The following is a 22,205-nucleotide window of genomic DNA, read 5'->3' as shown; positions in this document are numbered from 1 at the left end:
AAGCCGCTATCGAGGCCCGGCACAGGAAAGGAACTCACATGCTGACTTGCATCATCCGCTATCACATCGATCCGACGAAACGCGCGCAATTTTCCGAATACGCCCGCAACTGGGGCACGGCCATCCCGCGCTGCGGTGCCGATCTGGTCGGGTATTTCGCCCCGCACGAAGGATCATCCACGCTGGCCTATGGCATTTACCACGTCAAAAGCCTTGCCGGTTACGAAGCCTACCGCGCCCGCCTGGCCGACGATCCGCTGGGGCGGCGGAACTATGACTTTGCGCAGCGCGAGAAATTCCTTTTGCGCGAGGATCGGACATGGCTGAAGCTGGTATCGACACCAGAAGGGGAGCAGCCATGATCGCCATCATTTTCGAAGTCACCCCGGCCGAAGGCAAGCAGGCCGAATATCTCGACATTGCCGCCGCGATGAAACCGCTGGTCGATCAGATCGACGGGTTCATCTCGGTCGAGCGGTTCCAGAGCCTGACCACGCCGGGCAAGCTGTTGTCTTTGTCATTTTTCCGGGACGAAGCCGCGGTGCAGGAGTGGCGCGCGCTGACGGCGCACCGCTCGGCCCAAGCGCGGGGTCGGGGTGGCGTGTTTGCCGATTACCGCCTGCGGGTGGCCCATGTTCTGCGCGATTATGGCCTGACCGATCGCGCCGAGGCGCCCGAAGACAGTCGGGCGGCCCATGGCGGCTTGGGCAATTAGCCTTCGTAGTCGGGGTAGATGAAACCGTCGACCGGATAGACCCGCCCAAAGTTGCCTTCATAGCTTTCGACGCGCACGGCGGACCAGTCGTTCTTGTCCGATACGTCGATCACGGCCATGTTCTGCGAAATCTTGTTGCGGTGCCAGTTGGCATGGTCGACCACGATGTTTCGGCTGTCGATCACGCCGGAGACGACGGCGACATGCCCAAGGGGCAGCTTGCTGGTGCCCGAGAACGCCATCACCGCGCCAACCTGCGGCTTGTTCCCGCGGCTGAACTTGTCCTGTGCCTGCGCCCACCATGTGCGGGCATTGCCGCGAATGTCGATCCCGCTGACGTTGCGCGCATAGGGCACGCACCAGACACGCTGGCCAGCGGCACGCAGTTTCTGTGCCGCCTGGAACGCCATCGCCTGGCGGTCTGGGTCCAGTCCTGAGGTCTGCTCCTTCGTGGTGCAGGCTGCAGTGGTTAGTAGAAGTGCAAATACGATCATAAGCGCGCGCAAAGGCGTGCTGGCGTTGGTAACGCGCATGTCCCGTCCCGAAGTCGTTGTCCCTGTGCCCGCCATCCCCGACAGACGCGCAGACCTTCCGGGATTCCGTTGCGGAATCCTAGAGGGTCTTGGCGCAGTTGGCAGATTCTTGCCAATCACGCGACAATCTCGGGAACCTGACTAGAGCGCAGCTGCCAGTCGGGTGCCCTGATCGATGGCGCGCTTGGCGTCCAGTTCTGCCGCCACGTCGGCCCCACCGATCACATGCGGCGTTATCCCGCGCGCGATCAGGGCATCGGCGAGGCTGCGTTCGGGCTCCTGTCCGGCGCACAGCACCACGGTATCGGCGGCGATGACGGTCGGCGTCTCGCGCGCCTCGCCAAAGCTGACGTGCAGCCCGTCGGCGTCGATGCGTTCATAGTTTACACCGCCGACGAAATTCACATCCTTCATCTTCAGGGCCGCGCGGTGGATCCAGCCGGTGGTCTTGCCCAGCCCCTTGCCATGCTTGGTCTTCTTGCGCTGCAACAGGGTGACATCACGGGCCGGCTCCTCGGGCGTGGGGCCTTCGGGGGCCAGACCACCGCGATGGGCTGCAGGGTCCGCGACGCCCCATTCGCGCATCCATAGCGGCAGGTCCTCGGTCGGGCTGGTGCCCTCGTGCACAAGGAATTCGGCCACGTCAAAGCCGATTCCGCCTGCGCCGATCACGGCCACCTGTTTGCCGGGGGCAACGTTGCCGCGCAGCACGTCGATATAACTGGCAACATTGGCCGCATCGCTGCCCGGAATGCCGGGATCACGCGGGCGTACACCGGTGGCGATCACCACCTCGTCGAACCCGGCCAGGTCGTCGGCGCTGGCCACTGTGCCCAGCCGCAGAGTGAGTCCACTGGCCGCGACCATACGGCGATACCAGTCGACCAGACCGTGGAATTCTTCTTTTCCCGGGATCTGCTTGGCCAGGTTCAACTGGCCGCCGATCTCGCTGTCCTTCTCGAACAGGGTCACCTCATGGCCCCGTTCGGCCGCCGTCAGCGCGGTCGACAGCCCCGCCGGGCCTGCCCCCACCACGGCAATGCGCTTGGACGATTGCGTCTGCGCGACCACCAGTTCGGTTTCGTGACAGGCACGCGGGTTCACAAGGCAGGAGGTCAGTTTGCCGCCGAATGTATGGTCCAGACAGGCCTGATTGCAGGCGATACAGGGCGTGACCATCTCGCCCGCGCCGCGCTCGGCCTTCGCCACGAAATCCGGGTCCGCCAGCATCGGCCGCGCCAACGACACCATATCGGCGCAGCCATCCGCCAGCACCTGCTCGGCCACTTCGGGCGTGTTGATCCGGTTCGAGGTGATGACGGGAATGCCCACCTTGCCCATCAGCTTTTGCGTAACCCAGGCAAAGGCCGCGCGCGGCACGCTGGTGGCGATGGTCGGGATCCGCGCCTCGTGCCAGCCGATGCCGGTATTGATGATCGTGGCGCCCGCCGCCTCGATGGCCTGCGCCAGCTGCACCACCTCGTCGAAGGTCGAGCCATTGGGCACAAGGTCGATCATCGAGAGCCGATAGATGATAATGAACTCTGGCCCCGTCACCTCGCGCACGCGGCGCACAATCTCGATGGGCAGGCGGATGCGGTTTTCGTAAGAGCCACCCCAATCGTCGGTGCGCTTGTTGGTGTGGGTTACGATGAACTGGTTGATGAAATACCCCTCCGATCCCATCACCTCGACTCCGTCATAACCGGCCTGCTGCGCCAGCCGCGCGGCCTCTGCGATGTCTGCGATCTGCTTTTCGATTCCGGCCTCGTCCAGCTCGTTCGGCGGGAAAGGCGAGATGGGGGATTTCACCGCGCTGGGCGCGACGCACTTCGGACCAAAGGCATAGCGCCCGGCATGCAGGATCTGCATCGCGATCTTGCCGCCCGCCGCATGTACACGGTCGGTGACAACGCGGTGGTTCTTCACGTCCGTGTCGCTGGTCATCATCGCCGCCCCCGGCGCGACCGAGCCTTCAAGGTTCGGCCCAATGCCACCGGTGACCATCAGCGCCACGCCACCGCGCGCCCGCGTGGCATAGAATTCCGCCACCCGGTTCCAGTCGCCGGTTTCTTCCAGCCCGGTGTGCATGGACCCCATCAGCACGCGATTCTTCAGCGTGGTAAACCCAAGGTCCAGCGGTGACAGAAGATGCGGATAGGTGGCCATGTGTCGCTCCCTCATATGACACACGCAGGATTGCGGGGCGGGGCCGGCTTGTCACCTGAAACGCCGCGTAACGGGGTTGATTGCGCGCGCCGCTTGCGGCACCACGGGCGCGCGTTTCCATGAAAGGTGCCCGACATGACGCCCGAGCAGATTGCCCAATTGCCCTACCGCCCCTGCGTCGGCGTGATGCTGGCCAACGCCGAGGGCGCGATCTTCGTCGGTCAGCGCCGCGACCGCGACACCGACGCCTGGCAGATGCCCCAGGGCGGCATCGACGCGGGCGAAACCCCGGTACAGGCGGCGCTGCGCGAGCTGGGCGAAGAAACCGGTCTGACCCCCGACAAGGTGAAAATCGTCGCCGAGACCGAAGCCTGGCTAACCTATGACCTGCCGCACGACCTGGTGCCAAACATCTGGAAAGGCCGCTTTCGCGGGCAGGAGCAGAAATGGGTGCTGATGCGCTTCACAGGCGAAGATGCCGACGTGAACATCAACACCGAGCATCCGGAATTCTCGGAATGGCAATGGCTGCCCCACGCCGACCTCGTCGCCAATATCGTCCCCTTCAAACGCGAGGTGTACGAACGGGTGCTGGCCGAATTCACCCCCGCGCTTGCGCAGCTCTGACGCCTGCTCTGATCCCCGCGTCCCTGTTTCTTTTCGGCAAGAATACGCGAATCCCAACCGCAGCCCCGGCGCCCGCTGCGGCTTAGGTCACGCAAAGACCGGCATATGCGGCCCGGCATCTGTCGGAAGATCGCCGGTCAGGCGCGGATCGGGCAGCACCTCGACCCGTTGCCGCCAGGGGGTGAACCCGCTGCGGCGATAGAAGGCCAGCGCGCGGGGATGATCCATCGTGCAGGTGTGCAGATGCAGCCGCGCCATGCCGTCGTGGGCGAAAGCCGTGTCAATCGCATGGCTCATCAGAAACCGGCCGGCCGTGGTCCCCGTCAAATCGGGCGCTACTCCGAAGAATGCGATTTCGCAGGCGCCGGATTCGCGGAAATCCAGCTCGAGCAAGGCCACCGCCAGATCGCCTTGGCGCAGGACGTAGACCTCGACATTCTCATCGCCCAGAATCGCGGCAAGGTCCGGCTGCGGCATCTTCAGCCGCGACACCCAGAGCCAGTCCTGCCCACCCACCCGGCTGAACAGTTCCCTGTACCAGACGACATCGGGGCGGCGCACGCGCGCCAGATCGATCCCGTCAGGCAGAGCCACTGTCGCGCCTCGCGCGGGGGGCGCGGTCATCTCCAGATCCGTGACGACAGTTGCCAGATGCCCGGGTGGGACAGCGTGAAACCCCGGCTCCAGCGCCATTACAGCAGCCCGGCGTCGCGCAGCAACTGAGGCATGTCGGCCTCGGGGCGGGGGCCGATGTGCGAAATCACCTCGCCCGCGCAAGCGCAGCCGATGCGCGCGCAGGTTTCCAGATCCAGCCCGCGGGCCATGCCGAACAGGAACCCGGCGGCGAACTGGTCGCCCGCGCCGGTGGCATCCACCGGCACGACTTCGGTCACATCCACGTCGATTCGGGTGTCACCTGCCACAACCGTCACCCCATCGCCCGAGCGGGTGCAGACCACCAGCGGGCAGATTGCGGCGGTCTTGGCAATCGCCTCTTCCGTGTCGTCGGTTTCAAACAGCGAGCGGATCTCGGCGGCATTGCCGATTACGAAGTCCAGGTCGTGTTCGATCAGCGACAGGAAATCGGCGCGGTGGCGTTCGACGCAGAAAGGATCAGAGATCGCGATGCCGGTCTTGCCGCCATTGGCGCGGCAGTCGCGCGCGGCTTCGAGGAACGCAGCTTTTCCCTTGTCCTTGTCGAACAGGTAGCCTTCGAGGAACATGATCGCCGCGCGGCCTGCCACCTCGTTCGGGACGTCCCCGGAATCGAGCTCTGACGAAATCCCGAGGTAGGTGTTCATCGAGCGTTCGCCATCGGGCGCGACAAAGATCATCGAGCGTGAAGTCGGCAGCGCCCCGCCCGCCACCGGCGGGTTCACGAAGTCGATGCCGTTGTCGTTCATCGCGTCGGCATAGAACCGCCCCAGCGCGTCGTCATTCACGCGCCCGATAAATGCGGTGTCCAGCCCCAGTGCCCCGGCGCCCGCGATGGTATTGGCGACCGATCCGCCCGGTGTCTGGACCCGCGTTTGCATGGCGGCGTAAAGCACCTCGGCGCGGTCGCGCTCGATCAGCTGCATGATGCCTTTCTCGATGCCCATATGGTCGAGAAAGCTGTCGTCGGCCTGGGAAATCACATCGACAACGGCATTGCCGATTCCGACCAGATCATAGGGTTTCATAGGGTCTTTTCCTCGAATTGGCACAGGTCTTTGATCAGGCAGGCGGGGCATTTAGGTTTGCGCGCCACGCAGGTATAACGCCCGTGAAGGATCATCCAGTGATGCGCGTGCAGCTGGAAATCGGCGGGAATATTGTCTTCGATAGCGCGTTCCACCGCCTCGACCGTCTTGCCCGGCGCGATGCCCGAGCGGTTGCCAAGGCGAAAGATATGCGTATCCACCGCCTGCGACGGCTGCTGCCACCACATGTTCAGCACCACGTTCGCCGTCTTGCGCCCGACGCCGGGCAGCGATTGCAGCGCAGCGCGGGAATTGGGCACCTCTCCGCCATAGTCATCGACCAGGATCTGCGACAGCTTGATGACGTTCTTGGCCTTCTGGCGGAACAGGCCGATCGTCTTGATGTGCTCGGTCAGACCCTCGAGCCCAAGGTCGAGCATTTTTTGCGGTGTATCGGCGATCTTGAACAATTCTGCCGTCGCGCGGTTCACGCCCGCATCCGTTGCCTGCGCCGAAAGCGCCACGGCCACGACAAGCGTATAGGCGTTCACATGGTCCAGCTCGCCCTTGGGTTCGGGTTCGGCTGCGTGAAAGCGGGTAAAGATCTCGCGGATCGTGTGGTAATTTAGCTGTTTTGCCATCGCGGGCCTTAATGCCGTGGCGCAGGTCGCGCCGCAACGGGAAATGCGCCTTTGCTCATGAAACGGGTCGCAGGGGCGGGGGCGGGCGCGCTATCTTGCGTAGAAAGGAGACCCCGGCGATGAACATTCAGACCACGGAAGACGGCTATCATTATCATGTCATGCGCCGCGCGTTGGACGAGATCGACGCAGGCGGCAACCTGACACTGGACGAATTGGCCGCGCGGATGGACATGAGCCCGGCGCATTTTCAGCGCCTGTTCTCGGCCTGGGTCGGAGTGTCGCCCAAGCGGTATCAACAATACCTGACGCTGGGCCATGCCAAGGCGCTGCTGGCCGAGCGGTTTACCACGCTCGAGACATCGCTTGCGACGGGGCTGTCAGGGTCAGGGCGGCTGCACGATCTGTTCCTGCGGTGGGAGGCGATGAGCCCCGGAGACTTCGCCAAGGGCGGCGGAGGGCTGACGATATACTGGGGCTGGTTCGAGAGCCCGTTTGGCCCCGCGCTGGTGATGGGCACCAAGCGCGGCATCTGCGGCATCGGCTTTGCGGCGGAAACCACCGCCGAGGCGACGATGGAAGATCTGACCGCGCGCTGGCCCAAGGCCGACTATGTCGAAGACCCGATGATGCTGCGGCCTTGGGTCCTGACCGCCTTTGGTGCGGGTGAGGGCGCGCTGGAGCGCGCGCCGCTGTTCCTGATCGGTGCGCCGTTCCAGATCAAGGTGTGGGAGGCGCTGCTGGCGATCCCTTCGGGGCATGTGACGACCTATTCGGAAATCGCGGGCGCCATCGGCCATCCCAAGGCGGTGCGCGCGGTGGGCACGGCGGTGGGGCGCAACCCGATCAGCTGGCTTATTCCGTGCCACCGGGCGCTGCGGAAATCCGGCGCCTTGGGTGGCTATCACTGGGGGTTGCCGGTGAAACGGGCGCTGCTGGCGTGGGAGTCGGCCCGCGAGGATACCCGCGCCGACGCTTAGCGCGCGATCACGTTCCGGCGATTTGCCGCCGATTGCGCGCGATAAAGGCTGCGCCGCGGCGCGCGGCGGTGGTATCACGCGGCAAAGCCCGGGCTTCGGGCGATGCAACGAACAGGTTTCGACATGACATTCACCAAAGCAACCATTGCCGCTGTCGCGGGCATGCTGACCCTTGGGGCCTGCACCGATCCGGGGATGCTGGGCGATCCGGCGGATCCAAACCGCAACCGCAATCAGGGTGTCCTGCTGGGCGCAGGCCTTGGCGCCGTGGTCGGTAACCTGACCGGCGGCGACACCAAGGCGACCGTTGCGGGCGCCGTGCTGGGCGGCGTGGCGGGCGGCCTTGTCGGCACCGAGCTTGACAAGCAAGAGGCCGAGCTGCGCGCCAGCATGGGCAACGACCGGGTGCGCATCACCAACACCGGCGACCGGCTGATCGTGACCCTGCCGCAGGACATCCTGTTCGCGACCGACAGCTTTACCGTCAGCCCCGCGCTGACGCCGGACCTGCGCGCCGTGTCGCAAAGCCTGCAATCCTATCCCAACTCTACCGTGCAGGTGGTGGGCCATACCGACAACACCGGCGAGGCCGCCTATAACCAGGACCTGTCAGAACGCCGCGCGCTGGCCGTGGCGACCGTGCTGATGAACTCGGGCACGTCGCCCAGCCGCATCATGACGATCGGGCAGGGGGAAAACACGCCCGTCGCGTCGAACCTGACGCCCGAGGGCCGGGCACAGAATCGCCGGGTCGAGATCGTGATTCTTCCCAACCGCTGATTGCCGGCAGAAGGGCTGTTAACCGCGTTTCCCCGGGCCATCGCGCCCGGGGATTTGCGTTTCAGGGCCAAAAATCCCGGCCCGCGCGCCATTGATGGGGGATTCCCCTTAGGATGGCCCGATCAGGGGTTGCTTTGCGGGCGGCGTCAGAGTAGTGGAGCCGCTCATCATGAACTCCATCGGACTCAGGGTGACCCTTTGGGGGCTCTCCGGTGATGTGGAAAGGACGAAGGCGATGAACGCCAAGGAACTGCGTGACAAGACGCCGGATCAGCTTCGTGAAGAGCTGGCCAATCTGAAAAAAGAAAGCTTCAACCTGCGCTTTCAGCAGGCCACTGGCCAGCTGGAGAATGCAGCGCGAATCAAGGTTGCGCGTCGCAACGCGGCACGGGTTCTGACCGTGCTGAACGAAAAGGCCGCCTCGGCGGCTGCGTCGGAATAAGGAGCCCGAAAGATGCCCAAACGTATCCTGCAAGGCACCGTGACCAGCGACGCCAACGCCCAGACCGTGACCGTTCTGGTGGAACGTCGTTTCACCCATCCGGTTCTGAAGAAGACCATCCGTAAATCCAAGAAGTACCGTGCCCATGACGAGGCCAACAGCTTCAAGGTGGGTGACACCGTGCGCATCATCGAATGCGCGCCCAAATCGAAGACCAAACGCTGGGAAGTGCTGACCTCGGAAACCACCGAGGCGTAAGCGCCAACAGTTTAATCGAAACCCTGGGGGTAAGGCCCGCAAGGCCCCCCAAAGGTCGGGAGACACCATATGATCCAGATGCAGACCAATCTGGATGTTGCTGACAACAGCGGCGCTCGCCGTGTTCAGTGCATCAAGGTCCTGGGTGGTTCCAAGCGCAAGTATGCGTCCGTTGGCGACATCATCGTCGTCTCGGTCAAGGAAGCCATCCCGCGCGGCCGCGTGAAGAAAGGTGACGTCCGCAAGGCCGTCGTCGTGCGCACCGCAAAAGAAGTTCGTCGTGACGACGGCACCGCCATCCGCTTCGACCGGAACGCGGCTGTCATCCTGAACAACAACAACGAGCCGGTCGGCACCCGTATCTTCGGGCCGGTGGTTCGCGAGTTGCGCGCCAAGAACTTCATGAAAATCATCTCGCTTGCTCCGGAGGTGCTGTAATGGCCGCGAAACTCCGCAAAGGTGACAAGGTCATCGTTCTTGCCGGCAAGGACAAGGGCAAGGAAGGCACGATCGCCAGCGTCGACCCCAAGGCCAACAAGGCCGTGGTAGACGGGATCAACATCGCCATCCGCGCCACCCGTCAAAGCCAGACCAGCCAGGGCGGCCGCCTGCCCAAGGCCATGCCGATCGACCTGAGCAACCTGGCCCTGATCGACGCCAACGGCAAACCGACCCGCGTCGGTTTCAAGATCGAAGGCGACAAGAAAGTGCGTTTTGCTAAGACCACGGGGGACGTGATCGATGCTTGATACTGCCAAGTACACCCCGCGCCTGAAGGCCGCCTTCAACGACACGATCCGTGCCGCGATGAAGGAAGAATTCGGCTACAAGAACGACATGCAGATCCCGCGTCTGGACAAGATCGTTCTGAACATCGGCGCTGGCGCCGAAGCCGTGCGTGACAGCAAGAAGGCGAAATCGGCTCAGGAAGACCTGACCGCCATCGCCGGTCAGCGCGCCGTCATCACCAAGGCCAAGAAATCCATCGCCGGTTTCCGCGTTCGCGAAGACATGCCGCTGGGTGCCAAGGTGACGCTGCGTGGCGACCGCATGTACGAATTCCTCGATCGTCTGATCACGGTGGCACTGCCCCGCGTCCGCGACTTCCGCGGCGTTTCGGGCAAATCGTTCGACGGCCGTGGCAACTATGCCATGGGCCTGAAGGAACACATCGTTTTCCCGGAAATCAACTTCGACAAAGTCGACGAAGTCTGGGGTATGGACATTGTCATCGCCACCACGGCGAACACCGACGCAGAAGCCAAGGCGCTGTTGAAGCTTTTCAACATGCCCTTCAACTCGTAAGCGCGGAAAGGATTAGTAGACATGGCTAAGAAAGCAATGATCGAACGCGAAAAGAAGCGCGAGCGCCTGGTCGAGAAATACGCCGCCAAGCGTGCCGAGCTGAAAGCGATCGTGAACGACGAGAGCAAGCCCATGGAAGAGCGGTTCCGCGCTTCCCTGAAGCTGGCGAAGCTGCCCCGCAACAGCTCGGCAACCCGGTTGCACAACCGCTGCCAGCTGACCGGCCGTCCGCACGCCTATTATCGCAAACTGAAGATCAGCCGGATCGCGCTGCGTGAACTTGGTTCCGCAGGCCAGATTCCCGGCATGGTCAAGTCCAGCTGGTAAGGAGGGCAAGAGATGAACGATCCTATCGCAGACATGCTCACCCGTATCCGCAACAGCCAGCTGCGCGGCAAATCCACCGTCATGACCCCGGCCTCGAAGCTGCGGGCGTGGGTGCTGGATGTGCTGGCGGACGAAGGCTATATCCGCGGCTATGAAAAGGTCACGGGCGCCGATGGTCACCCCGCGATCGAAATCAGCCTGAAGTACTACGAAGGCATTCCGGTCATCCGCGAAATCAAGCGGGTTTCGAAGCCGGGTCGCCGCGTGTACATGGGCGTCAGCGACATTCCGCAGGTCCGTCAGGGTCTGGGCGTGTCGATCGTGTCGACGCCCAAGGGCGTGATGTCGGATGCAAACGCACGCGCGGCCAACGTTGGCGGCGAAGTGCTCTGCACCGTATTCTAAGGAGATCGCAATGTCTCGTATTGGGAAAAAGCCGGTCGACCTGCCCAGCGGCGTCAGCGCCAGCGTGTCGGGCCAGACCATCGAAGTGAAGGGCCCCAAGGGCACCCGCAGCTTCACCGCGACCGACGACGTCACGATCACCGTTGACGACAACGTGGTGAAAATCGACCCGCGCGGCAAATCCAAGCGCGCGCGTCAGCAGTGGGGCATGAGCCGCACGATGGTTGCCAACCTGGTGACCGGCGTGACCGATGGTTTCAAGAAAGAGCTTGAGATCACCGGTGTGGGTTATCGTGCCACCGTTCAGGGCAACTCGCTGAAGCTGAACCTGGGTCTGTCGCACGACGTGGACTTCGTTGCCCCCGAGGGTGTGACGGTGACCGCGCCGAAGCAGACCGAGATCGTGGTCGAAGGCATCGATGAGCAGCTCGTTGGTCAGGTCGCGGCGAACATCCGCGCCTGGCGGAAGCCCGAGCCCTACAAGGGCAAAGGCATCCGTTACAAGAACGAGTATATCTTCCGCAAGGAAGGCAAGAAGAAGTAAGGACGCAACAGATGGCAAACAGCAAAAGACAACTGTTCCTCAAGCGCCGCCTGCGCGTCCGGAACAAGCTTCGCAAGGTGAATGCCGGTCGGGTTCGTCTGACCGTTCACCGCAGCAACAAGAACATCAGCGTCCAGCTGATCGACGATGTGAAGGGCGTGACGCTCGCCTCGGCCTCGTCGCTGGAAAAGACGCTGGGTATTGTCGGCAAGAACAACATCGAAGCCGCGACAAAAGTGGGTTCGGCAATTGCCGAGCGCGCCAAGCAGGCCGGTGTGGAAGAAGCCTACTTCGACCGCGGTGGGTTCCTGTACCACGGCAAGGTCAAGGCTCTGGCCGATGCAGCCCGCGAAGGCGGTCTGAAAATCTAAACGGTTCGGGGCTGGCCATGTGCCGGCCCCGTCCAACCCTGCAGACGGCGCATCGGTGCCGTCTCGATGATCCGGGGGCGCCTGTCGCCCACCTGGATTGACCCATCCGGCGCCGATGCGCCACCAAGCTGAAGGAGCCCGAAATGGCCCGTGAAGACAACCGTCGGGGCAACCGCCGCGACCGTGAGGAAACCCCTGAATTCGCCGACCGCCTGGTCGCAATCAACCGGGTTTCGAAAACCGTTAAAGGTGGTAAGCGTTTCGGCTTTGCCGCGCTTGTCGTCGTTGGCGACCAGAAGGGCCGCGTTGGGTTCGGCAAGGGCAAGGCCAAAGAGGTGCCCGAAGCCATCCGCAAGGCGACCGAGCAGGCCAAGCGCCAGATGATCCGCGTTCAGCTGCGCGAAGGCCGCACGCTGCACCACGACATGGAAGGTCGTCACGGTGCCGGCAAGGTCGTGATGCGCACCGCGCCGGAAGGGACCGGTATCATCGCCGGTGGTCCGATGCGTGCCGTGTTCGAAATGCTGGGCATCAAGGACGTTGTGTCCAAGTCGATCGGCTCGCAGAACCCCTACAACATGATCCGCGCCACCATCGACGGGCTGAAGAAAGAAGCTTCGCCGCGTTCGGTTGCCCAGCGTCGTGGCAAGAAAGTGGCCGACATCCTGCCCAAGCGTGAAGACGCGCCGCAGGAAAGCGCCCAGGTTGCCGAGGAGGCTTGAGTTAAATGGCGAAAACTATCGTTGTGAAGCAGATCGGCTCGCCGATCCGTCGCCCCGCCAAACAGCGTGCCACGCTGATCGGCCTGGGCCTGAACAAGATGCACAAAACCCGCGAGCTGGAAGATACCCCCAGCGTACGCGGCATGGTGGCTTCGATCTCGCATATGGTCGAGATCATCGAAGAAAAAGAGTAATCGCGAGATACGGGGGGCCAGCCCCCAGCGCGAGGGACAGAGAGCGCCCCGGCCATCGGCCGGGGCGTTTTCGTTTTTCGCCCAGCGTTGCCGGAATTGCATAGCGGGCAGACCGAAACGCACATTGTCCATGCGCAGGGCACGCAATATGCTGCATCGCAGAAACACCATTGGTGTCGCGCAGGGGAGGGCGCCGCACCGCAGACGTATAGGACGACCGAAATGGCACATGTCATCAATACTTCCCCGGTAACTTTCGCCGACCGTATCGCCGCCGCAAAGGCTGGCATCAAACTGGCGATGGCGCGCCGCGCCGCATACCGCCGCACCTATAACGAACTGGCGGGCCTGTCCGACCGCGATCTGGCCGATCTGGGCCTGCACCGCTCGGCGATCCGCCGCCTCTCGCTGGAAGCAGCACAGCGCGTCTGACGCGCACGGCATCCCCACTCACGAACACATGCCGCGACAACCCGCCACTGGCGGGTTGTTTCGATTCCGCCTGTGCGCTCTTGCACGTGGGCGGCGATGCCATTATACGCGCCCGGTGGCCGTGCGGCCGCATGGACTAGATGAACCAGAAACGCCGTGGTTGGCCCGTTACGCTTCGGGGGTCACATCCGGCAAGGAGAAGCGACATGAAACTTCACGAACTGCGCGACAATGACGGCGCAACCAAACGCCGCCAGCGTGTCGGCCGTGGCCCGGGTTCGGGCAAGGGCAAGACCGGTGGCCGTGGTATCAAAGGTCAGAAATCCCGTTCGGGTGTGGCCATCAACGGCTACGAAGGCGGCCAGATGCCGCTGTACCAGCGCCTTCCCAAGCGCGGCTTCAACAAACCGAATCGCAAAGCCTATGCCGTTGTGAACCTGGGCCTGATCCAGAAGTTCATCGACGCCAAGAAGCTGGATGCCGGTGCAGAAATCACCGAAGACACGCTGGTTGCCAGCGGTCTGGTGCGCCGCAAGCTGGATGGCGTCCGGGTGCTGGCCAAGGGTGAATTCTCGTCCAAGGTGACCCTGAACGTGACCGGTGCTTCGAAATCGGCGATCGACGCCGTTGAAAAGGCTGGCGGTTCGCTGACGGTCGCAGCAGCAGCCGCGACCGAGTGACGGGTTGTGAGCGGAGTTGCCTCCGCTTACATATTCCCTAGTTTTCCATAGCGCCGCCTGAGCCGGAAAACGGTTCAAGGCGGCGTTTCACCATAAAGAGACCTGTTTCATGGTATCAGCAGCGGAACAAATGGCAGCCAACACAAGCTGGGCTGCCCTGGGCAAAGCGACCGACCTTCGCAACCGCATCCTGTTCACGCTGGGCCTGCTGGTCGTTTACCGTCTGGGCACCTTCCTGCCCGTGCCGGGAATCGACGGCGTTGCCCTGCGCGAGTTCATGGAGCAGGCGGGGCAGGGCATCGGGGGCATGGTTTCCATGTTCACCGGTGGCGCGCTTGGGCGCATGGGCATCTTTGCGCTTGGGATCATGCCCTACATCTCGGCCTCGATCATCGTTCAGCTGATGACGGCCATGGTGCCGCAGCTGGAACAGCTGAAGAAAGAAGGCGAACAGGGCCGCAAGAAGATCAACCAGTACACCCGCTATGGTACGGTGCTGCTGGCCACTGCGCAGGCCTACGGCCTTGCGGTGTCGCTGGAATCCGGCGATCTGGCGACCGATCCGGGCCTGTATTTCCGTCTGGCGTGCATGATCACGCTGGTTGGTGGCACGATGTTCCTGATGTGGCTGGGTGAACAGATCACCGCGCGCGGCATCGGCAACGGCATCTCGCTTATCATCTTCGTCGGCATCATCGCCGAAGTGCCCGCCGCCATCGCGCAGTTCTTCGCCTCGGGCCGCAGCGGCGCTGTGAGCCCCGGTGTAATTGTCGGCGTAATCGTGATGGTCATCGCCACGATTGCCTTCGTGGTGTTCATGGAGCGCGCGCTGCGCAAGATCCACATTCAGTATCCGCGCCGCCAAGTGGGGATGAAGGTATATGATGGCGGGTCGTCGCACCTGCCGGTCAAGGTGAACCCGGCGGGCGTGATCCCGGCGATCTTCGCCAGCTCGCTGCTGCTGCTGCCGACCACCATCTCGACGTTCAGCCAAGGCGCGGCCTCGGGCACTGTGATGTCGTGGATGCTGGCCAACTTCGGCCCCGGCCAGCCGCTGTACCTGCTGTTCTTCGTCGCGATGATCGTGTTCTTCGCCTATTTCTACACGTTCAACGTATCGTTCAAACCCGATGACGTCGCGGACAACCTGAAGAACCAGAACGGCTTTGTGCCCGGTATCCGGCCCGGCAAGAAGACTGCAGAGTACCTTGAGTATGTCGTGAACCGCATTCTGGTGCTCGGCGCGGCCTATCTTGCGGCGGTCTGTCTGCTGCCGGAAATCCTGCGCGGCCAGTTTTCCATTCCCTTCTATTTCGGCGGCACCTCGGTGCTGATCGTAGTTTCGGTAACGATGGACACAATCCAGCAGGTGCAAAGCCATCTGCTTGCGCATCAGTACGAAGGATTGATCGAGAAATCACAGCTGCGGGGACGCGGCAAGAAACGCACGAAACGGAGTCCGGCGCGGCGATGAACATCATTCTCTTGGGGCCCCCCGGGGCAGGTAAAGGTACTCAGGCCAGCAAACTGGTGGAAACGCGTGGCATGGTGCAGCTGAGCACTGGTGACATGCTGCGCGAGGCGAAGGCCAGCGGCACCGAAATGGGCAAGCGCGTGGCCGAGGTCATGGACCGCGGCGACCTTGTGACCGACGAGATCGTGATTGGCCTGATCCGTGAAAAGCTGGAAGCAGGCGGTTCCGCCGGGTTCATCTTTGATGGCTTCCCGCGCACGCTGAAGCAGGCCGATGCCCTGGGTGAGCTGCTGGAAGATATGGGCCAGAAGCTGGATCACGTGATCGAACTGCGCGTCGAGGACGAAGCCCTGGTGCACCGTATCGTCAACCGCGCTGAAGAGGCGCGCGCCGCCGGTCAGCCCGTGCGTGCCGACGACAACGAAGACTCGCTGCGCACCCGCCTTGCGGCCTATTACAAAATGACTTCGCCGCTGGTCGGTTACTACTATGCCAAGGGCCTGTATTGCCGGGTCGACGGCATGGCGCAGATGGAGGCCGTTCAGGCCGAAATCGGCCAGGTTCTGGACGGTACGCGCGCCATGGCGGACGCCGACGCCTGATCGCATGACGGGGCAGGCGGCATGTTCCCGCCGCCCCTTGACGATCGGCGGAAAACCCCATATCGACCCACATCTCGCAAGAGAATCAATTTGTGTGCGATTCCTTTATGGGCGCATGACGATCACCTCATACTGCTGGGCCCGCTGGCGACACTGCCAAGGTCAAGCGTTGTGAAAAAAGGGTCTGGAACTACGGACCCGCAACGAAAAGGAAAGTGAAACGTGGCACGTATTGCCGGCGTCAATATCCCGACTGCAAAGCGGGTTCCCATCGCCCTCACCTATATCACCGGAATCGGCCATACCTCGGCCAAAGCAATCTGCGACGCGGTTGGCATCGACCAAACCCGCCGCGTGAACGAGCTGAGCGATTCCGAAGTTCTGCAAATTCGTGAACACATCGACGCGAACTATACCGTCGAAGGCGACCTGCGCCGCGAAGTGCAGATGAACGTCAAGCGTCTGATGGACCTGGGCTGCTATCGCGGTCTGCGTCATCGCCGCAACCTGCCCGTTCGCGGTCAGCGTACCCACACCAACGCACGCACCCGCAAAGGCCCCGCAAAGGCCATTGCCGGCAAGAAGAAGTAAGGGGGCGCACAGATGGCACGCGACAAGACCCGTACCAAGCGCAAGGTTTCCAAGAACATCGCCGCTGGCGTTGCGCATGTGAATTCTTCGTTCAACAACACCAAGATCCTGATCTCCGACGTGCAGGGCAACGCGATCTCGTGGTCGTCCGCCGGTACGATGGGCTTCAAGGGCTCGCGCAAATCGACCCCCTATGCCGCGCAGATGGCCGCAGAAGACGCGGGCCGCAAGGCACAGGAACACGGCGTGAAAACGCTGGAAGTCGAAGTGCAGGGGCCCGGTTCGGGCCGCGAAAGCGCCCTGCGCGCTCTGGCGGCTGTCGGGTTCAACATCACCTCGATCCGCGACGTGACGCCGATGGCGCACAACGGCTGCCGCCCGCCGAAGCGCCGCCGCGTCTGATTGCGTATTTTTCTGCTGGGGCTGCGTGGAATCACGCGGCCCCAGTCTGGCATTTTGAAACCTCGGGAGTCTGAACCAGCGATGGTCATGGGGTTCAGACAGGAATGGAGGGCTACATGATCCACAAGAATTGGCAGGAGCTGATCAAGCCGACCCAGCTTGAAGTCAAGCCGGGCAACGATCCTGCGCGTCAGGCGACCGTCGTCGCAGAACCGCTGGAACGCGGCTTTGGTCTGACGCTGGGCAACGCCCTGCGCCGCATCCTGATGTCGTCGCTTCAGGGCGCCGCGATCACCAGCGTCCAGATCGACAACGTGCTGCACGAATTTTCGAGCGTGGCCGGTGTGCGTGAAGATGTGACAGACATCATCCTGAACCTCAAGCAGGTCAGCCTGCGCATGGAAGTCGAAGGGCCCAAGCGCCTGTCGATCAATGCCAAGGGCCCCGCCGTCGTCACCGCCGGTGACATCAGCGAAAGCGCCGGTATCGAGGTTCTGAACCGCGATCACGTGATCTGCCACCTTGACGATGGCGCCGACCTGTTCATGGAACTGACCGTGAACACGGGCAAAGGCTATGTCTCGGCTGACAAGAACAAGCCGGAAGATGCGCCCATCGGCCTGATCCCGATCGACGCGATCTATTCGCCGGTCAAGAAAGTCAGCTATGACGTTCAGCCCACCCGTGAGGGCCAGGTGCTGGACTATGACAAGCTGACCATGAAGGTCGACACCGATGGTTCGATCACGCCGGATGATGCCGTGGCCTATGCCGCGCGTATCCTGCAAGACCAGCTGTCGATCTTCGTCAACTTCGACGAACCGGAATCGGCTTCGCGTCAGGACGACGACGACGGTCTGGAGTTCAACCCGCTTCTGCTGAAGAAAGTGGACGAACTGGAACTGTCGGTGCGTTCGGCGAACTGCCTGAAGAACGACAATATCGTCTACATCGGCGACCTGATCCAGAAGACCGAAGCCGAGATGCTGCGCACCCCGAACTTCGGCCGCAAGTCGTTGAACGAGATCAAGGAAGTGCTGTCCGGCATGGGTCTGCACCTTGGCATGGATGTCGAGGACTGGCCGCCCGACAACATCGAAGATCTCGCCAAGAAATTCGAAGACGCGTTTTAAGCGCGTCTTCCCAATGCCCGGGTCTGCCGGGGATATCAGGGCAATCCCGCCCCAACAGAGCCGCTGACACGCATCGGCGGCCGTACAAAGCATAAGTCAAGGAGACTACCAGATGCGTCACGCAAGAGGTTACCGCCGCCTGAACCGCACCCACGAGCACCGCAAGGCGCTGTGGGCGAACATGGCCGGCTCGCTCATCGAGCACGAACAGATCAAGACGACCCTGCCCAAGGCAAAGGAACTGCGTCCGATCATCGAAAAGATGATCACGCTGGCAAAGCGTGGCGACCTGCACGCCCGCCGTCAGGCCGCTTCGAAGCTGAAGGAAGATCAGTACGTCACCAAGCTGTTCGACATCCTCGGCCCCCGCTACAAGGATCGTCAGGGCGGTTACGTCCGCATCCTGAAAGCCGGATTCCGCTATGGCGACATGGCACCGATGGCGATCATCGAATTCGTCGATCGTGACCGCGACGCCAAAGGCGCCGCAGACAAGGCCCGCGTTGCGGCCGAGATGGAAGCTGAAACCGCGGAATAATCCCGCGGCGCAAGCTGACCGAATAAAGAAAGGGCGCCGCATCCGCAGCGCCCTTTTTTTGTGCCTCGATACCCGTGTCAGGCGGCGTCGAGTTCTTTCTTCACCAGGTCTTCGATCTTGTTCACCGGGTGATTGGTCAGCGTTTTTGGCACTTCGGCGATGATCTTGTCGGTCACCTCCTTGTGCATGTCGTCGCGCAATACGCCCAGAACCTGCGGCGAGGCGACGATCACCAGTCGCTCGAACTCGCCTTTGTGGGCCATCTCGTACAGCTTGTCCGACAGGTCTGACGCGAACCGCTCTTTTGCCAGTTCGTGCCAATCGGTGTCGTCAAGCGCCGAGCGTTGGTTCACACCCGTGTCGTTCATGCGTCCCGGCCGGTTGGCCGATTGCTCGCGGTCCGACGGGTTGTCCTGCTCTTCGCTGCCTTCAAAGTCCAGATTGGGGTTCTCATGGTCGGTCAGGTTGCGCAGAAACAGCGCCTTTTCACTGTCGGCCACAACCACCAGCGTGCCTTGTTTCAAACGTGCCATGATGTCCTCCTATGATCCGGTGCCGTGGTGGCCGCCCAGGTTGCCTTCGCCTTTTTCGTCGGATTTGGTGACCCGCGTGGCGCCGGGGCGGTCCTGTTCTGCGCGTTTCAGCGCGTCGCGTGTGCCAACCTTACGCTCCAGATTGCCGCCAGCGCGGCCCTGCTGGCCCGGTGTTTCGGCATCGTCGAGGTAGTCCTTGGTTTCCTGACGCCCGTCCTGTGACCGATATCGCTCTGCCATGTCGTCCTCCTGTGTTTGCCTGGGGAATGAACGCCCCGCCGCGGGGGCGGGTTCCGACGGGCCGCTTGCATCGGCGGCGCATGGTTTGCATATCGGGGGCATAACGCGAAAGGTTCGACATGCTGCGACATATCCTTGCCCTTGTGGTGCTGGCCCTGCCGTTGACCACCCCTTCCAACGCCCAGACGCAGGTACCGCAAAGCCAGACGGAAATTGCGCTGGGCTTTGCGCCGCTGGTGAAACAGGCCGCCCCCGCCGTGGTGAACATCTACGCCAGCCGCGTGGTCGAAACCCGCGCCAGCCCCTTCGCGGGCGATCCGTTCTTTGAACAGTTCTTCAAGGGCTTCGGCCAAAGTCGCCCGCGCGTGCAGAACTCGCTTGGCTCTGGCGTGATCCTGTCAGCCGACGGCATCGTGGTGTCAAACTTCCACGTTGTTGGCATGGCAACCGAGATCCGCGTCGTCATGACGGACCGGCGCGAATATTCGGCCAAGGTGATCCTGGCCGACCGCGAATCCGACCTTGCGATCCTACAGTTGGACGGCGCGGCGGACCTGCCGCATCTCGACCTGCGCGATTCCGACAAGGTCGACGTGGGCGAGCTGGTGCTGGCCATCGGCAACCCCTTCGGCGTCGGCCAGACTGTCAGCAGCGGAATCGTCTCGGGTCTCGCACGGTCTGGCATCGCCACGGGCAACGCCCGCGGCTATTTCCTGCAGACCGATGCGCCGATCAATCCCGGCAACTCGGGCGGGGCGTTGATCGACGTGAACGGGCGGCTGATGGGAATCAACACCTCTATCCTGTCACGCTCGGGCGGGTCGAATGGGATCGGTTTTGCCATTCCATCGAACCTTGTCGCGGAATTCGTGCGCCAGGCGCGGGCCGGGAACGCAGCCTTCGAACGCCCTTGGGCCGGTATGGCAGGGCAGGCGGTTGATTTCGATCTCGCGGGCTCGCTTGGCCTTGGCGTGCCGGGCGGCGTGCTGATTTCCGACATTCACCCCGACAGCCCTTTCGCGGCCACCGGGTTCCGCGTGGGCGACGTGATCACCCATGTCGGCGGAGAGCCGGTGAATTCCCCGGCCGAGATGCTGTTCCGCATGACGATCACCGGGATTGGCGGCAAAACAACCGTGTCGCGGGTGCGGGATGAAGAAACATCCGAGATCGAGGTGGCGATGATCGCTGCGCCCGATACGCCCCCGGCGGAGGAAACCGCACTGGACGACACGACCCCCTTGCCGGGCCTCAACGTCGCCCGCGCCAACCCGGCCACCATCGCCCGCTTTGGCCTGCCGCTGACCCTGACCGGCGTTCTGGTCACCGATCCGGGGCCCTATGGTGCGCGTGTCGGGCTGCGCACAGGCGATGTGATCGCTTCGATCAACGGGGCCGAGGTCGAGGCCCCCGGCGATGTGGCACGCATCCTGGCCGCCTCGGGGCGCGGCGTGCGGATGGAGGTGCTGCGCGGCGGCCAGCGCATCGGCCTGCGGTTCCGGATCTGACCATGGCCGACCTGTTCGATACCGGCGCTACGCCAACCGCTCCGTCCCCCCGCAATCGCCCGCTGGCCGACCGGCTGCGCCCGGCCGCGCTGGATCAGGTCATCGGGCAAGCGCATATCCTGGGCCCCGATGGCCCGCTGGGCGCGATGCTGGCGGCCAACAGCCTGTCGAGCCTGATTTTCTGGGGCCCACCCGGCGTGGGCAAGACCACCATCGCCCGGCTGCTGGCGGATGCCACGGACCTGCATTTCGTCCAGATCAGCGCCATTTTTACGGGCGTCCCCGATCTGAAAAAGGTGTTCGAAGCTGCCCGCATTCGCGCGGGAAACGGGCAGGGCACGCTCCTGTTCGTCGACGAAATTCACCGTTTCAACAAGGCGCAGCAGGATGGGTTCCTGCCGCATATGGAAGACGGGACGATCCTGCTGGTGGGGGCAACCACTGAAAACCCGTCGTTCGAGCTGAACGCCGCCTTGCTCAGCCGCGCCCAGGTGCTGGTGCTAGAACGGCTGGACCACGACGATCTGGAACGCCTCGCGGGCCGGGCAGAGGCCGAACTCGGGAAACCGCTTTCTCTGACGCCGTCCGCCCGCGAACGCCTGATTGAAATGGCCGATGGTGACGGCCGGGCGCTGCTGAACCTCGTCGAACAGGTCGCCGCCTGGACGGTCGATGCACCGCTTGATCCGCAGGCGCTTGGCGCGCGGCTGATGCGGCGCGCCAGCAAATACGACAAGTCGGGCGAAGAACACTACAACCTCATCTCGGCGCTGCACAAATCGGTGCGCGGGTCCGACCCGGACGCCGCGCTCTACTGGTACGCCCGCATGCTGACCGGAGGCGAAGACCCGCGATTTCTCGCGCGTCGCCTCACGCGCATGGCGGTGGAAGACATCGGCCTCGCCGATCCGCAGGCCCAGACGGTCTGCCTGCACGCCTGGGAAACCTACGAACGCCTCGGCAGCCCCGAAGGCGAATTGGCGCTGGCGCAGGCGGTCATCTATCTGGCGCTCGCCCCTAAATCGAACGCAGGTTACGTCGCCTACAAGGCGGCCATGCGCAGCGCACGGGAAACCGGCAGTACGCCACCGCCAATGCATATCCGGAATGCCCCGACCAAGCTGATGAAAGAGCAGGGCTACGGCGCCGGCTATGCCTATGACCACGACGCCGAGGATGCCTTCTCGGGGCAGAATTATTTCCCCGACGACATGCCGCGCGCCGAATTCTATGCACCCGTCGAACGCGGCTTCGAACGCGATCTGAAAAAGCGGCTCGACTGGTTCACGCGCCAACGCGCGACGCGCGAGGGCCAGACGTAGCAAACCGCGCGGGCGCGCGGTGCCTCCGGCGGGGATATTTGGACCCCAAAGAAGC

33 protein-coding genes are annotated in these 22,205 nt (G+C 63.0%); 26 read left to right on the top strand and 7 right to left on the bottom strand.

Annotated features, from left to right (window positions below):
• Nucleotides 1–38 precede the first annotated feature (38 nt).
• Together FGK64_RS06505 and FGK64_RS06500 are read left to right on the top strand one after the other, a co-directional pair.
• Nucleotides 39–362, top strand: coding sequence for an NIPSNAP family protein (locus tag FGK64_RS06505; RefSeq protein ID WP_138862941.1), 324 nt, complete (start codon nt 39–41; stop codon nt 360–362).
• Nucleotides 359–715: an antibiotic biosynthesis monooxygenase family protein gene (locus FGK64_RS06500; protein WP_138862940.1), complete on the top strand. Its 357-nt coding sequence runs from the start codon at nt 359–361 to the stop codon at nt 713–715. The genes FGK64_RS06505 and FGK64_RS06500 overlap by 4 nt, the downstream gene beginning before the upstream one ends.
• Here the strand turns inward: FGK64_RS06500 and FGK64_RS06495 are convergent.
• Nucleotides 712–1,248 carry a CHAP domain-containing protein gene (locus FGK64_RS06495; protein ID WP_425456602.1) on the bottom strand — a complete coding sequence of 179 codons (537 nt, stop codon included), beginning with the start codon at nt 1,246–1,248 and terminating at the stop codon, nt 712–714. The two genes, FGK64_RS06500 and FGK64_RS06495, sit on opposite strands and share 4 nt — an antisense overlap.
• 141 nt (nt 1,249–1,389) lie before the next feature.
• On the bottom strand, nt 1,390–3,417 hold the full coding sequence (locus FGK64_RS06490; protein WP_138862939.1) for an NADPH-dependent 2,4-dienoyl-CoA reductase: 2,028 nt from the start codon (nt 3,415–3,417) through the stop codon (nt 1,390–1,392).
• Between the two features lie 135 nt (nt 3,418–3,552).
• Between FGK64_RS06490 and FGK64_RS06485 the strand changes: the two genes are divergently transcribed.
• A complete protein-coding gene (locus FGK64_RS06485) occupies nt 3,553–4,044 on the top strand; it encodes an RNA pyrophosphohydrolase (RefSeq protein WP_138862938.1) in 492 nt (163 codons plus the stop codon).
• 87 nt (nt 4,045–4,131) lie between these two features.
• Here FGK64_RS06485 and FGK64_RS06480 read toward each other — a convergent pair whose 3' ends face one another.
• The 3 genes from FGK64_RS06480 to nth all read right to left on the bottom strand — a co-directional run bounded on the left by FGK64_RS06480 (nt 4,132) and on the right by nth (nt 6,367).
• Nucleotides 4,132–4,668, bottom strand: coding sequence for a GNAT family N-acetyltransferase (locus tag FGK64_RS06480; RefSeq protein WP_246057684.1), 537 nt, complete (start codon nt 4,666–4,668; stop codon nt 4,132–4,134).
• A gap of 68 nt (nt 4,669–4,736) precedes the next feature.
• Nucleotides 4,737–5,726, bottom strand: coding sequence for an adenosine kinase (locus tag FGK64_RS06475; protein WP_138862936.1), 990 nt, complete (start codon nt 5,724–5,726; stop codon nt 4,737–4,739).
• On the bottom strand, nt 5,723–6,367 hold the full coding sequence (nth, locus tag FGK64_RS06470; RefSeq protein WP_138862935.1) for an endonuclease III: 645 nt from the start codon (nt 6,365–6,367) through the stop codon (nt 5,723–5,725). Before nth ends, FGK64_RS06475 begins: the two co-directional genes overlap by 4 nt.
• A 119-nt stretch (nt 6,368–6,486) precedes the next feature.
• Between nth and FGK64_RS06465 the strand changes: the two genes are divergently transcribed.
• From FGK64_RS06465 to rplQ, 21 genes are all read left to right on the top strand, one after another.
• Nucleotides 6,487–7,347 (top strand): methylated-DNA--[protein]-cysteine S-methyltransferase, encoded by an 861-nt coding sequence (locus FGK64_RS06465; RefSeq protein ID WP_138862934.1) that lies wholly within the window; start codon nt 6,487–6,489, stop codon nt 7,345–7,347.
• A gap of 123 nt (nt 7,348–7,470) precedes the next feature.
• Complete coding sequence (locus tag FGK64_RS06460; protein ID WP_138862933.1) at nt 7,471–8,127, top strand: YiaD family glycine zipper/OmpA-like lipoprotein; 657 nt, start codon at nt 7,471–7,473, stop codon at nt 8,125–8,127.
• Nucleotides 8,128–8,362: 235 nt separating this feature from the next.
• Nucleotides 8,363–8,569, top strand: coding sequence for a 50S ribosomal protein L29 (gene rpmC / locus FGK64_RS06455; protein ID WP_138863083.1), 207 nt, complete (start codon nt 8,363–8,365; stop codon nt 8,567–8,569).
• 12 nt (nt 8,570–8,581) lie between these two features.
• Nucleotides 8,582–8,827 (top strand): 30S ribosomal protein S17, encoded by a 246-nt coding sequence (gene rpsQ, locus FGK64_RS06450; protein ID WP_138862932.1) that lies wholly within the window; start codon nt 8,582–8,584, stop codon nt 8,825–8,827.
• Between the two features lie 69 nt (nt 8,828–8,896).
• Nucleotides 8,897–9,265: a 50S ribosomal protein L14 gene (gene rplN / locus FGK64_RS06445; RefSeq protein WP_007118848.1), complete on the top strand. Its 369-nt coding sequence runs from the start codon at nt 8,897–8,899 to the stop codon at nt 9,263–9,265.
• Nucleotides 9,265–9,576 (top strand): 50S ribosomal protein L24, encoded by a 312-nt coding sequence (gene rplX, locus FGK64_RS06440; protein ID WP_138862931.1) that lies wholly within the window; start codon nt 9,265–9,267, stop codon nt 9,574–9,576. The genes rplN and rplX overlap by 1 nt, the downstream gene beginning before the upstream one ends.
• Nucleotides 9,569–10,132 (top strand): 50S ribosomal protein L5, encoded by a 564-nt coding sequence (gene rplE, locus FGK64_RS06435; RefSeq protein WP_138862930.1) that lies wholly within the window; start codon nt 9,569–9,571, stop codon nt 10,130–10,132. The genes rplX and rplE overlap by 8 nt, the downstream gene beginning before the upstream one ends.
• A 21-nt stretch (nt 10,133–10,153) precedes the next feature.
• Nucleotides 10,154–10,459 carry a 30S ribosomal protein S14 gene (gene rpsN / locus FGK64_RS06430; RefSeq protein WP_138862929.1) on the top strand — a complete coding sequence of 102 codons (306 nt, stop codon included), beginning with the start codon at nt 10,154–10,156 and terminating at the stop codon, nt 10,457–10,459.
• A 12-nt stretch (nt 10,460–10,471) separates the two neighbouring features.
• Nucleotides 10,472–10,864, top strand: coding sequence for a 30S ribosomal protein S8 (gene rpsH / locus FGK64_RS06425; RefSeq protein WP_138862928.1), 393 nt, complete (start codon nt 10,472–10,474; stop codon nt 10,862–10,864).
• 10 nt (nt 10,865–10,874) lie between these two features.
• Nucleotides 10,875–11,408: a 50S ribosomal protein L6 gene (gene rplF / locus FGK64_RS06420; protein ID WP_138862927.1), complete on the top strand. Its 534-nt coding sequence runs from the start codon at nt 10,875–10,877 to the stop codon at nt 11,406–11,408.
• Between the two features lie 11 nt (nt 11,409–11,419).
• Nucleotides 11,420–11,779 (top strand): 50S ribosomal protein L18, encoded by a 360-nt coding sequence (gene rplR / locus FGK64_RS06415; RefSeq protein ID WP_138862926.1) that lies wholly within the window; start codon nt 11,420–11,422, stop codon nt 11,777–11,779.
• Nucleotides 11,780–11,922: 143 nt separating this feature from the next.
• Nucleotides 11,923–12,501, top strand: a complete 579-nt coding sequence (rpsE, locus tag FGK64_RS06410) for a 30S ribosomal protein S5 (protein ID WP_138862925.1) — start codon at nt 11,923–11,925, stop codon at nt 12,499–12,501.
• Nucleotides 12,502–12,506: 5 nt separating this feature from the next.
• Complete coding sequence (gene rpmD / locus FGK64_RS06405; protein ID WP_138862924.1) at nt 12,507–12,695, top strand: 50S ribosomal protein L30; 189 nt, start codon at nt 12,507–12,509, stop codon at nt 12,693–12,695.
• A gap of 222 nt (nt 12,696–12,917) precedes the next feature.
• Complete coding sequence (locus FGK64_RS06400) at nt 12,918–13,127, top strand: YjiS-like domain-containing protein (RefSeq protein WP_138862923.1); 210 nt, start codon at nt 12,918–12,920, stop codon at nt 13,125–13,127.
• 206 nt (nt 13,128–13,333) lie between these two features.
• Nucleotides 13,334–13,807, top strand: a complete 474-nt coding sequence (rplO, locus tag FGK64_RS06395; RefSeq protein ID WP_138862922.1) for a 50S ribosomal protein L15 — start codon at nt 13,334–13,336, stop codon at nt 13,805–13,807.
• A gap of 109 nt (nt 13,808–13,916) precedes the next feature.
• Nucleotides 13,917–15,281, top strand: coding sequence for a preprotein translocase subunit SecY (gene secY, locus FGK64_RS06390; RefSeq protein ID WP_138862921.1), 1,365 nt, complete (start codon nt 13,917–13,919; stop codon nt 15,279–15,281).
• Nucleotides 15,278–15,883, top strand: a complete 606-nt coding sequence (locus tag FGK64_RS06385; protein WP_138862920.1) for an adenylate kinase — start codon at nt 15,278–15,280, stop codon at nt 15,881–15,883. Before secY ends, FGK64_RS06385 begins: the two co-directional genes overlap by 4 nt.
• A gap of 222 nt (nt 15,884–16,105) precedes the next feature.
• Nucleotides 16,106–16,474: a 30S ribosomal protein S13 gene (rpsM, locus tag FGK64_RS06380; RefSeq protein ID WP_138862919.1), complete on the top strand. Its 369-nt coding sequence runs from the start codon at nt 16,106–16,108 to the stop codon at nt 16,472–16,474.
• 12 nt (nt 16,475–16,486) lie between these two features.
• Entirely contained in the window at nt 16,487–16,876 is a 390-nt protein-coding gene (rpsK, locus tag FGK64_RS06375) for a 30S ribosomal protein S11 (protein ID WP_109467595.1), read from the top strand.
• 116 nt (nt 16,877–16,992) lie between these two features.
• Nucleotides 16,993–18,009 carry a DNA-directed RNA polymerase subunit alpha gene (locus FGK64_RS06370; protein WP_138862918.1) on the top strand — a complete coding sequence of 339 codons (1,017 nt, stop codon included), beginning with the start codon at nt 16,993–16,995 and terminating at the stop codon, nt 18,007–18,009.
• A 112-nt stretch (nt 18,010–18,121) separates the two neighbouring features.
• Complete coding sequence (gene rplQ, locus FGK64_RS06365) at nt 18,122–18,547, top strand: 50S ribosomal protein L17 (protein WP_138862917.1); 426 nt, start codon at nt 18,122–18,124, stop codon at nt 18,545–18,547.
• Nucleotides 18,548–18,624: 77 nt separating this feature from the next.
• Here the strand turns inward: rplQ and FGK64_RS06360 are convergent, their stop codons facing one another.
• Together FGK64_RS06360 and FGK64_RS06355 are read right to left on the bottom strand one after the other, a co-directional pair.
• Nucleotides 18,625–19,080: a host attachment family protein gene (locus tag FGK64_RS06360; RefSeq protein WP_138862916.1), complete on the bottom strand. Its 456-nt coding sequence runs from the start codon at nt 19,078–19,080 to the stop codon at nt 18,625–18,627.
• A 9-nt stretch (nt 19,081–19,089) separates the two neighbouring features.
• A complete protein-coding gene (locus tag FGK64_RS06355) occupies nt 19,090–19,320 on the bottom strand; it encodes a hypothetical protein (RefSeq protein ID WP_138862915.1) in 231 nt (76 codons plus the stop codon).
• 119 nt (nt 19,321–19,439) lie between these two features.
• On the opposite strand from FGK64_RS06355, the gene FGK64_RS06350 reads away from it, so the two are divergent.
• Nucleotides 19,440–20,828, top strand: a complete 1,389-nt coding sequence (locus FGK64_RS06350) for a trypsin-like peptidase domain-containing protein (protein ID WP_138862914.1) — start codon at nt 19,440–19,442, stop codon at nt 20,826–20,828.
• Between the two features lie 2 nt (nt 20,829–20,830).
• A complete protein-coding gene (locus FGK64_RS06345; RefSeq protein ID WP_138862913.1) occupies nt 20,831–22,150 on the top strand; it encodes a replication-associated recombination protein A in 1,320 nt (439 codons plus the stop codon).
• Nucleotides 22,151–22,205: the final 55 nt, after the last annotated feature.

This window comes from Arenibacterium halophilum (assembly GCF_005938225.1).
In the GTDB taxonomy this organism is placed as follows: Bacteria; Pseudomonadota; Alphaproteobacteria; order Rhodobacterales; family Rhodobacteraceae; genus Arenibacterium; species Arenibacterium halophilum.
Note: the sequence above shows the minus strand (reverse complement) of the source record. Positions and strands in the feature narration are given on the sequence as shown.

Bases quoted from the DNA above. Each gene is read 5' to 3' on its own strand.
- rpsE (WP_138862925.1), top strand. From the start codon at position 11,923: ATGGCCCGTGAAGACAACCGTCGGGGCAACCGCCGCGACCGTGAGGAA.
- FGK64_RS06360 (WP_138862916.1), bottom strand. From the start codon at position 19,080: ATGGCACGTTTGAAACAAGGCACGCTGGTGGTTGTGGCCGACAGTGAA.
- rplE (WP_138862930.1), top strand. From the start codon at position 9,569: ATGCTTGATACTGCCAAGTACACCCCGCGCCTGAAGGCCGCCTTCAAC.
- rpmD (WP_138862924.1), top strand. From the start codon at position 12,507: ATGGCGAAAACTATCGTTGTGAAGCAGATCGGCTCGCCGATCCGTCGC.
- FGK64_RS06485 (WP_138862938.1), top strand. From the start codon at position 3,553: ATGACGCCCGAGCAGATTGCCCAATTGCCCTACCGCCCCTGCGTCGGC.
- FGK64_RS06475 (WP_138862936.1), bottom strand. From the start codon at position 5,726: ATGAAACCCTATGATCTGGTCGGAATCGGCAATGCCGTTGTCGATGTG.
- FGK64_RS06465 (WP_138862934.1), top strand. From the start codon at position 6,487: ATGAACATTCAGACCACGGAAGACGGCTATCATTATCATGTCATGCGC.
- secY (WP_138862921.1), top strand. From the start codon at position 13,917: ATGGTATCAGCAGCGGAACAAATGGCAGCCAACACAAGCTGGGCTGCC.
- rpmC (WP_138863083.1), top strand. From the start codon at position 8,363: ATGAACGCCAAGGAACTGCGTGACAAGACGCCGGATCAGCTTCGTGAA.
- rplX (WP_138862931.1), top strand. From the start codon at position 9,265: ATGGCCGCGAAACTCCGCAAAGGTGACAAGGTCATCGTTCTTGCCGGC.
- FGK64_RS06505 (WP_138862941.1), top strand. From the start codon at position 39: ATGCTGACTTGCATCATCCGCTATCACATCGATCCGACGAAACGCGCG.
- rpsQ (WP_138862932.1), top strand. From the start codon at position 8,582: ATGCCCAAACGTATCCTGCAAGGCACCGTGACCAGCGACGCCAACGCC.
- FGK64_RS06480 (WP_246057684.1), bottom strand. From the start codon at position 4,668: ATGACCGCGCCCCCCGCGCGAGGCGCGACAGTGGCTCTGCCTGACGGG.
- FGK64_RS06490 (WP_138862939.1), bottom strand. From the start codon at position 3,417: ATGGCCACCTATCCGCATCTTCTGTCACCGCTGGACCTTGGGTTTACC.
- rplQ (WP_138862917.1), top strand. From the start codon at position 18,122: ATGCGTCACGCAAGAGGTTACCGCCGCCTGAACCGCACCCACGAGCAC.
- rpsN (WP_138862929.1), top strand. From the start codon at position 10,154: ATGGCTAAGAAAGCAATGATCGAACGCGAAAAGAAGCGCGAGCGCCTG.
- rpsH (WP_138862928.1), top strand. From the start codon at position 10,472: ATGAACGATCCTATCGCAGACATGCTCACCCGTATCCGCAACAGCCAG.
- FGK64_RS06400 (WP_138862923.1), top strand. From the start codon at position 12,918: ATGGCACATGTCATCAATACTTCCCCGGTAACTTTCGCCGACCGTATC.
- FGK64_RS06345 (WP_138862913.1), top strand. From the start codon at position 20,831: ATGGCCGACCTGTTCGATACCGGCGCTACGCCAACCGCTCCGTCCCCC.
- FGK64_RS06500 (WP_138862940.1), top strand. From the start codon at position 359: ATGATCGCCATCATTTTCGAAGTCACCCCGGCCGAAGGCAAGCAGGCC.
- FGK64_RS06370 (WP_138862918.1), top strand. From the start codon at position 16,993: ATGATCCACAAGAATTGGCAGGAGCTGATCAAGCCGACCCAGCTTGAA.
- FGK64_RS06350 (WP_138862914.1), top strand. From the start codon at position 19,440: ATGCTGCGACATATCCTTGCCCTTGTGGTGCTGGCCCTGCCGTTGACC.
- rplO (WP_138862922.1), top strand. From the start codon at position 13,334: ATGAAACTTCACGAACTGCGCGACAATGACGGCGCAACCAAACGCCGC.
- rplF (WP_138862927.1), top strand. From the start codon at position 10,875: ATGTCTCGTATTGGGAAAAAGCCGGTCGACCTGCCCAGCGGCGTCAGC.
- FGK64_RS06355 (WP_138862915.1), bottom strand. From the start codon at position 19,320: ATGGCAGAGCGATATCGGTCACAGGACGGGCGTCAGGAAACCAAGGAC.
- FGK64_RS06495 (WP_425456602.1), bottom strand. From the start codon at position 1,248: ATGCGCGTTACCAACGCCAGCACGCCTTTGCGCGCGCTTATGATCGTA.
- FGK64_RS06460 (WP_138862933.1), top strand. From the start codon at position 7,471: ATGACATTCACCAAAGCAACCATTGCCGCTGTCGCGGGCATGCTGACC.
- nth (WP_138862935.1), bottom strand. From the start codon at position 6,367: ATGGCAAAACAGCTAAATTACCACACGATCCGCGAGATCTTTACCCGC.
- rpsK (WP_109467595.1), top strand. From the start codon at position 16,487: ATGGCACGCGACAAGACCCGTACCAAGCGCAAGGTTTCCAAGAACATC.
- FGK64_RS06385 (WP_138862920.1), top strand. From the start codon at position 15,278: ATGAACATCATTCTCTTGGGGCCCCCCGGGGCAGGTAAAGGTACTCAG.
- rplR (WP_138862926.1), top strand. From the start codon at position 11,420: ATGGCAAACAGCAAAAGACAACTGTTCCTCAAGCGCCGCCTGCGCGTC.
- rplN (WP_007118848.1), top strand. From the start codon at position 8,897: ATGATCCAGATGCAGACCAATCTGGATGTTGCTGACAACAGCGGCGCT.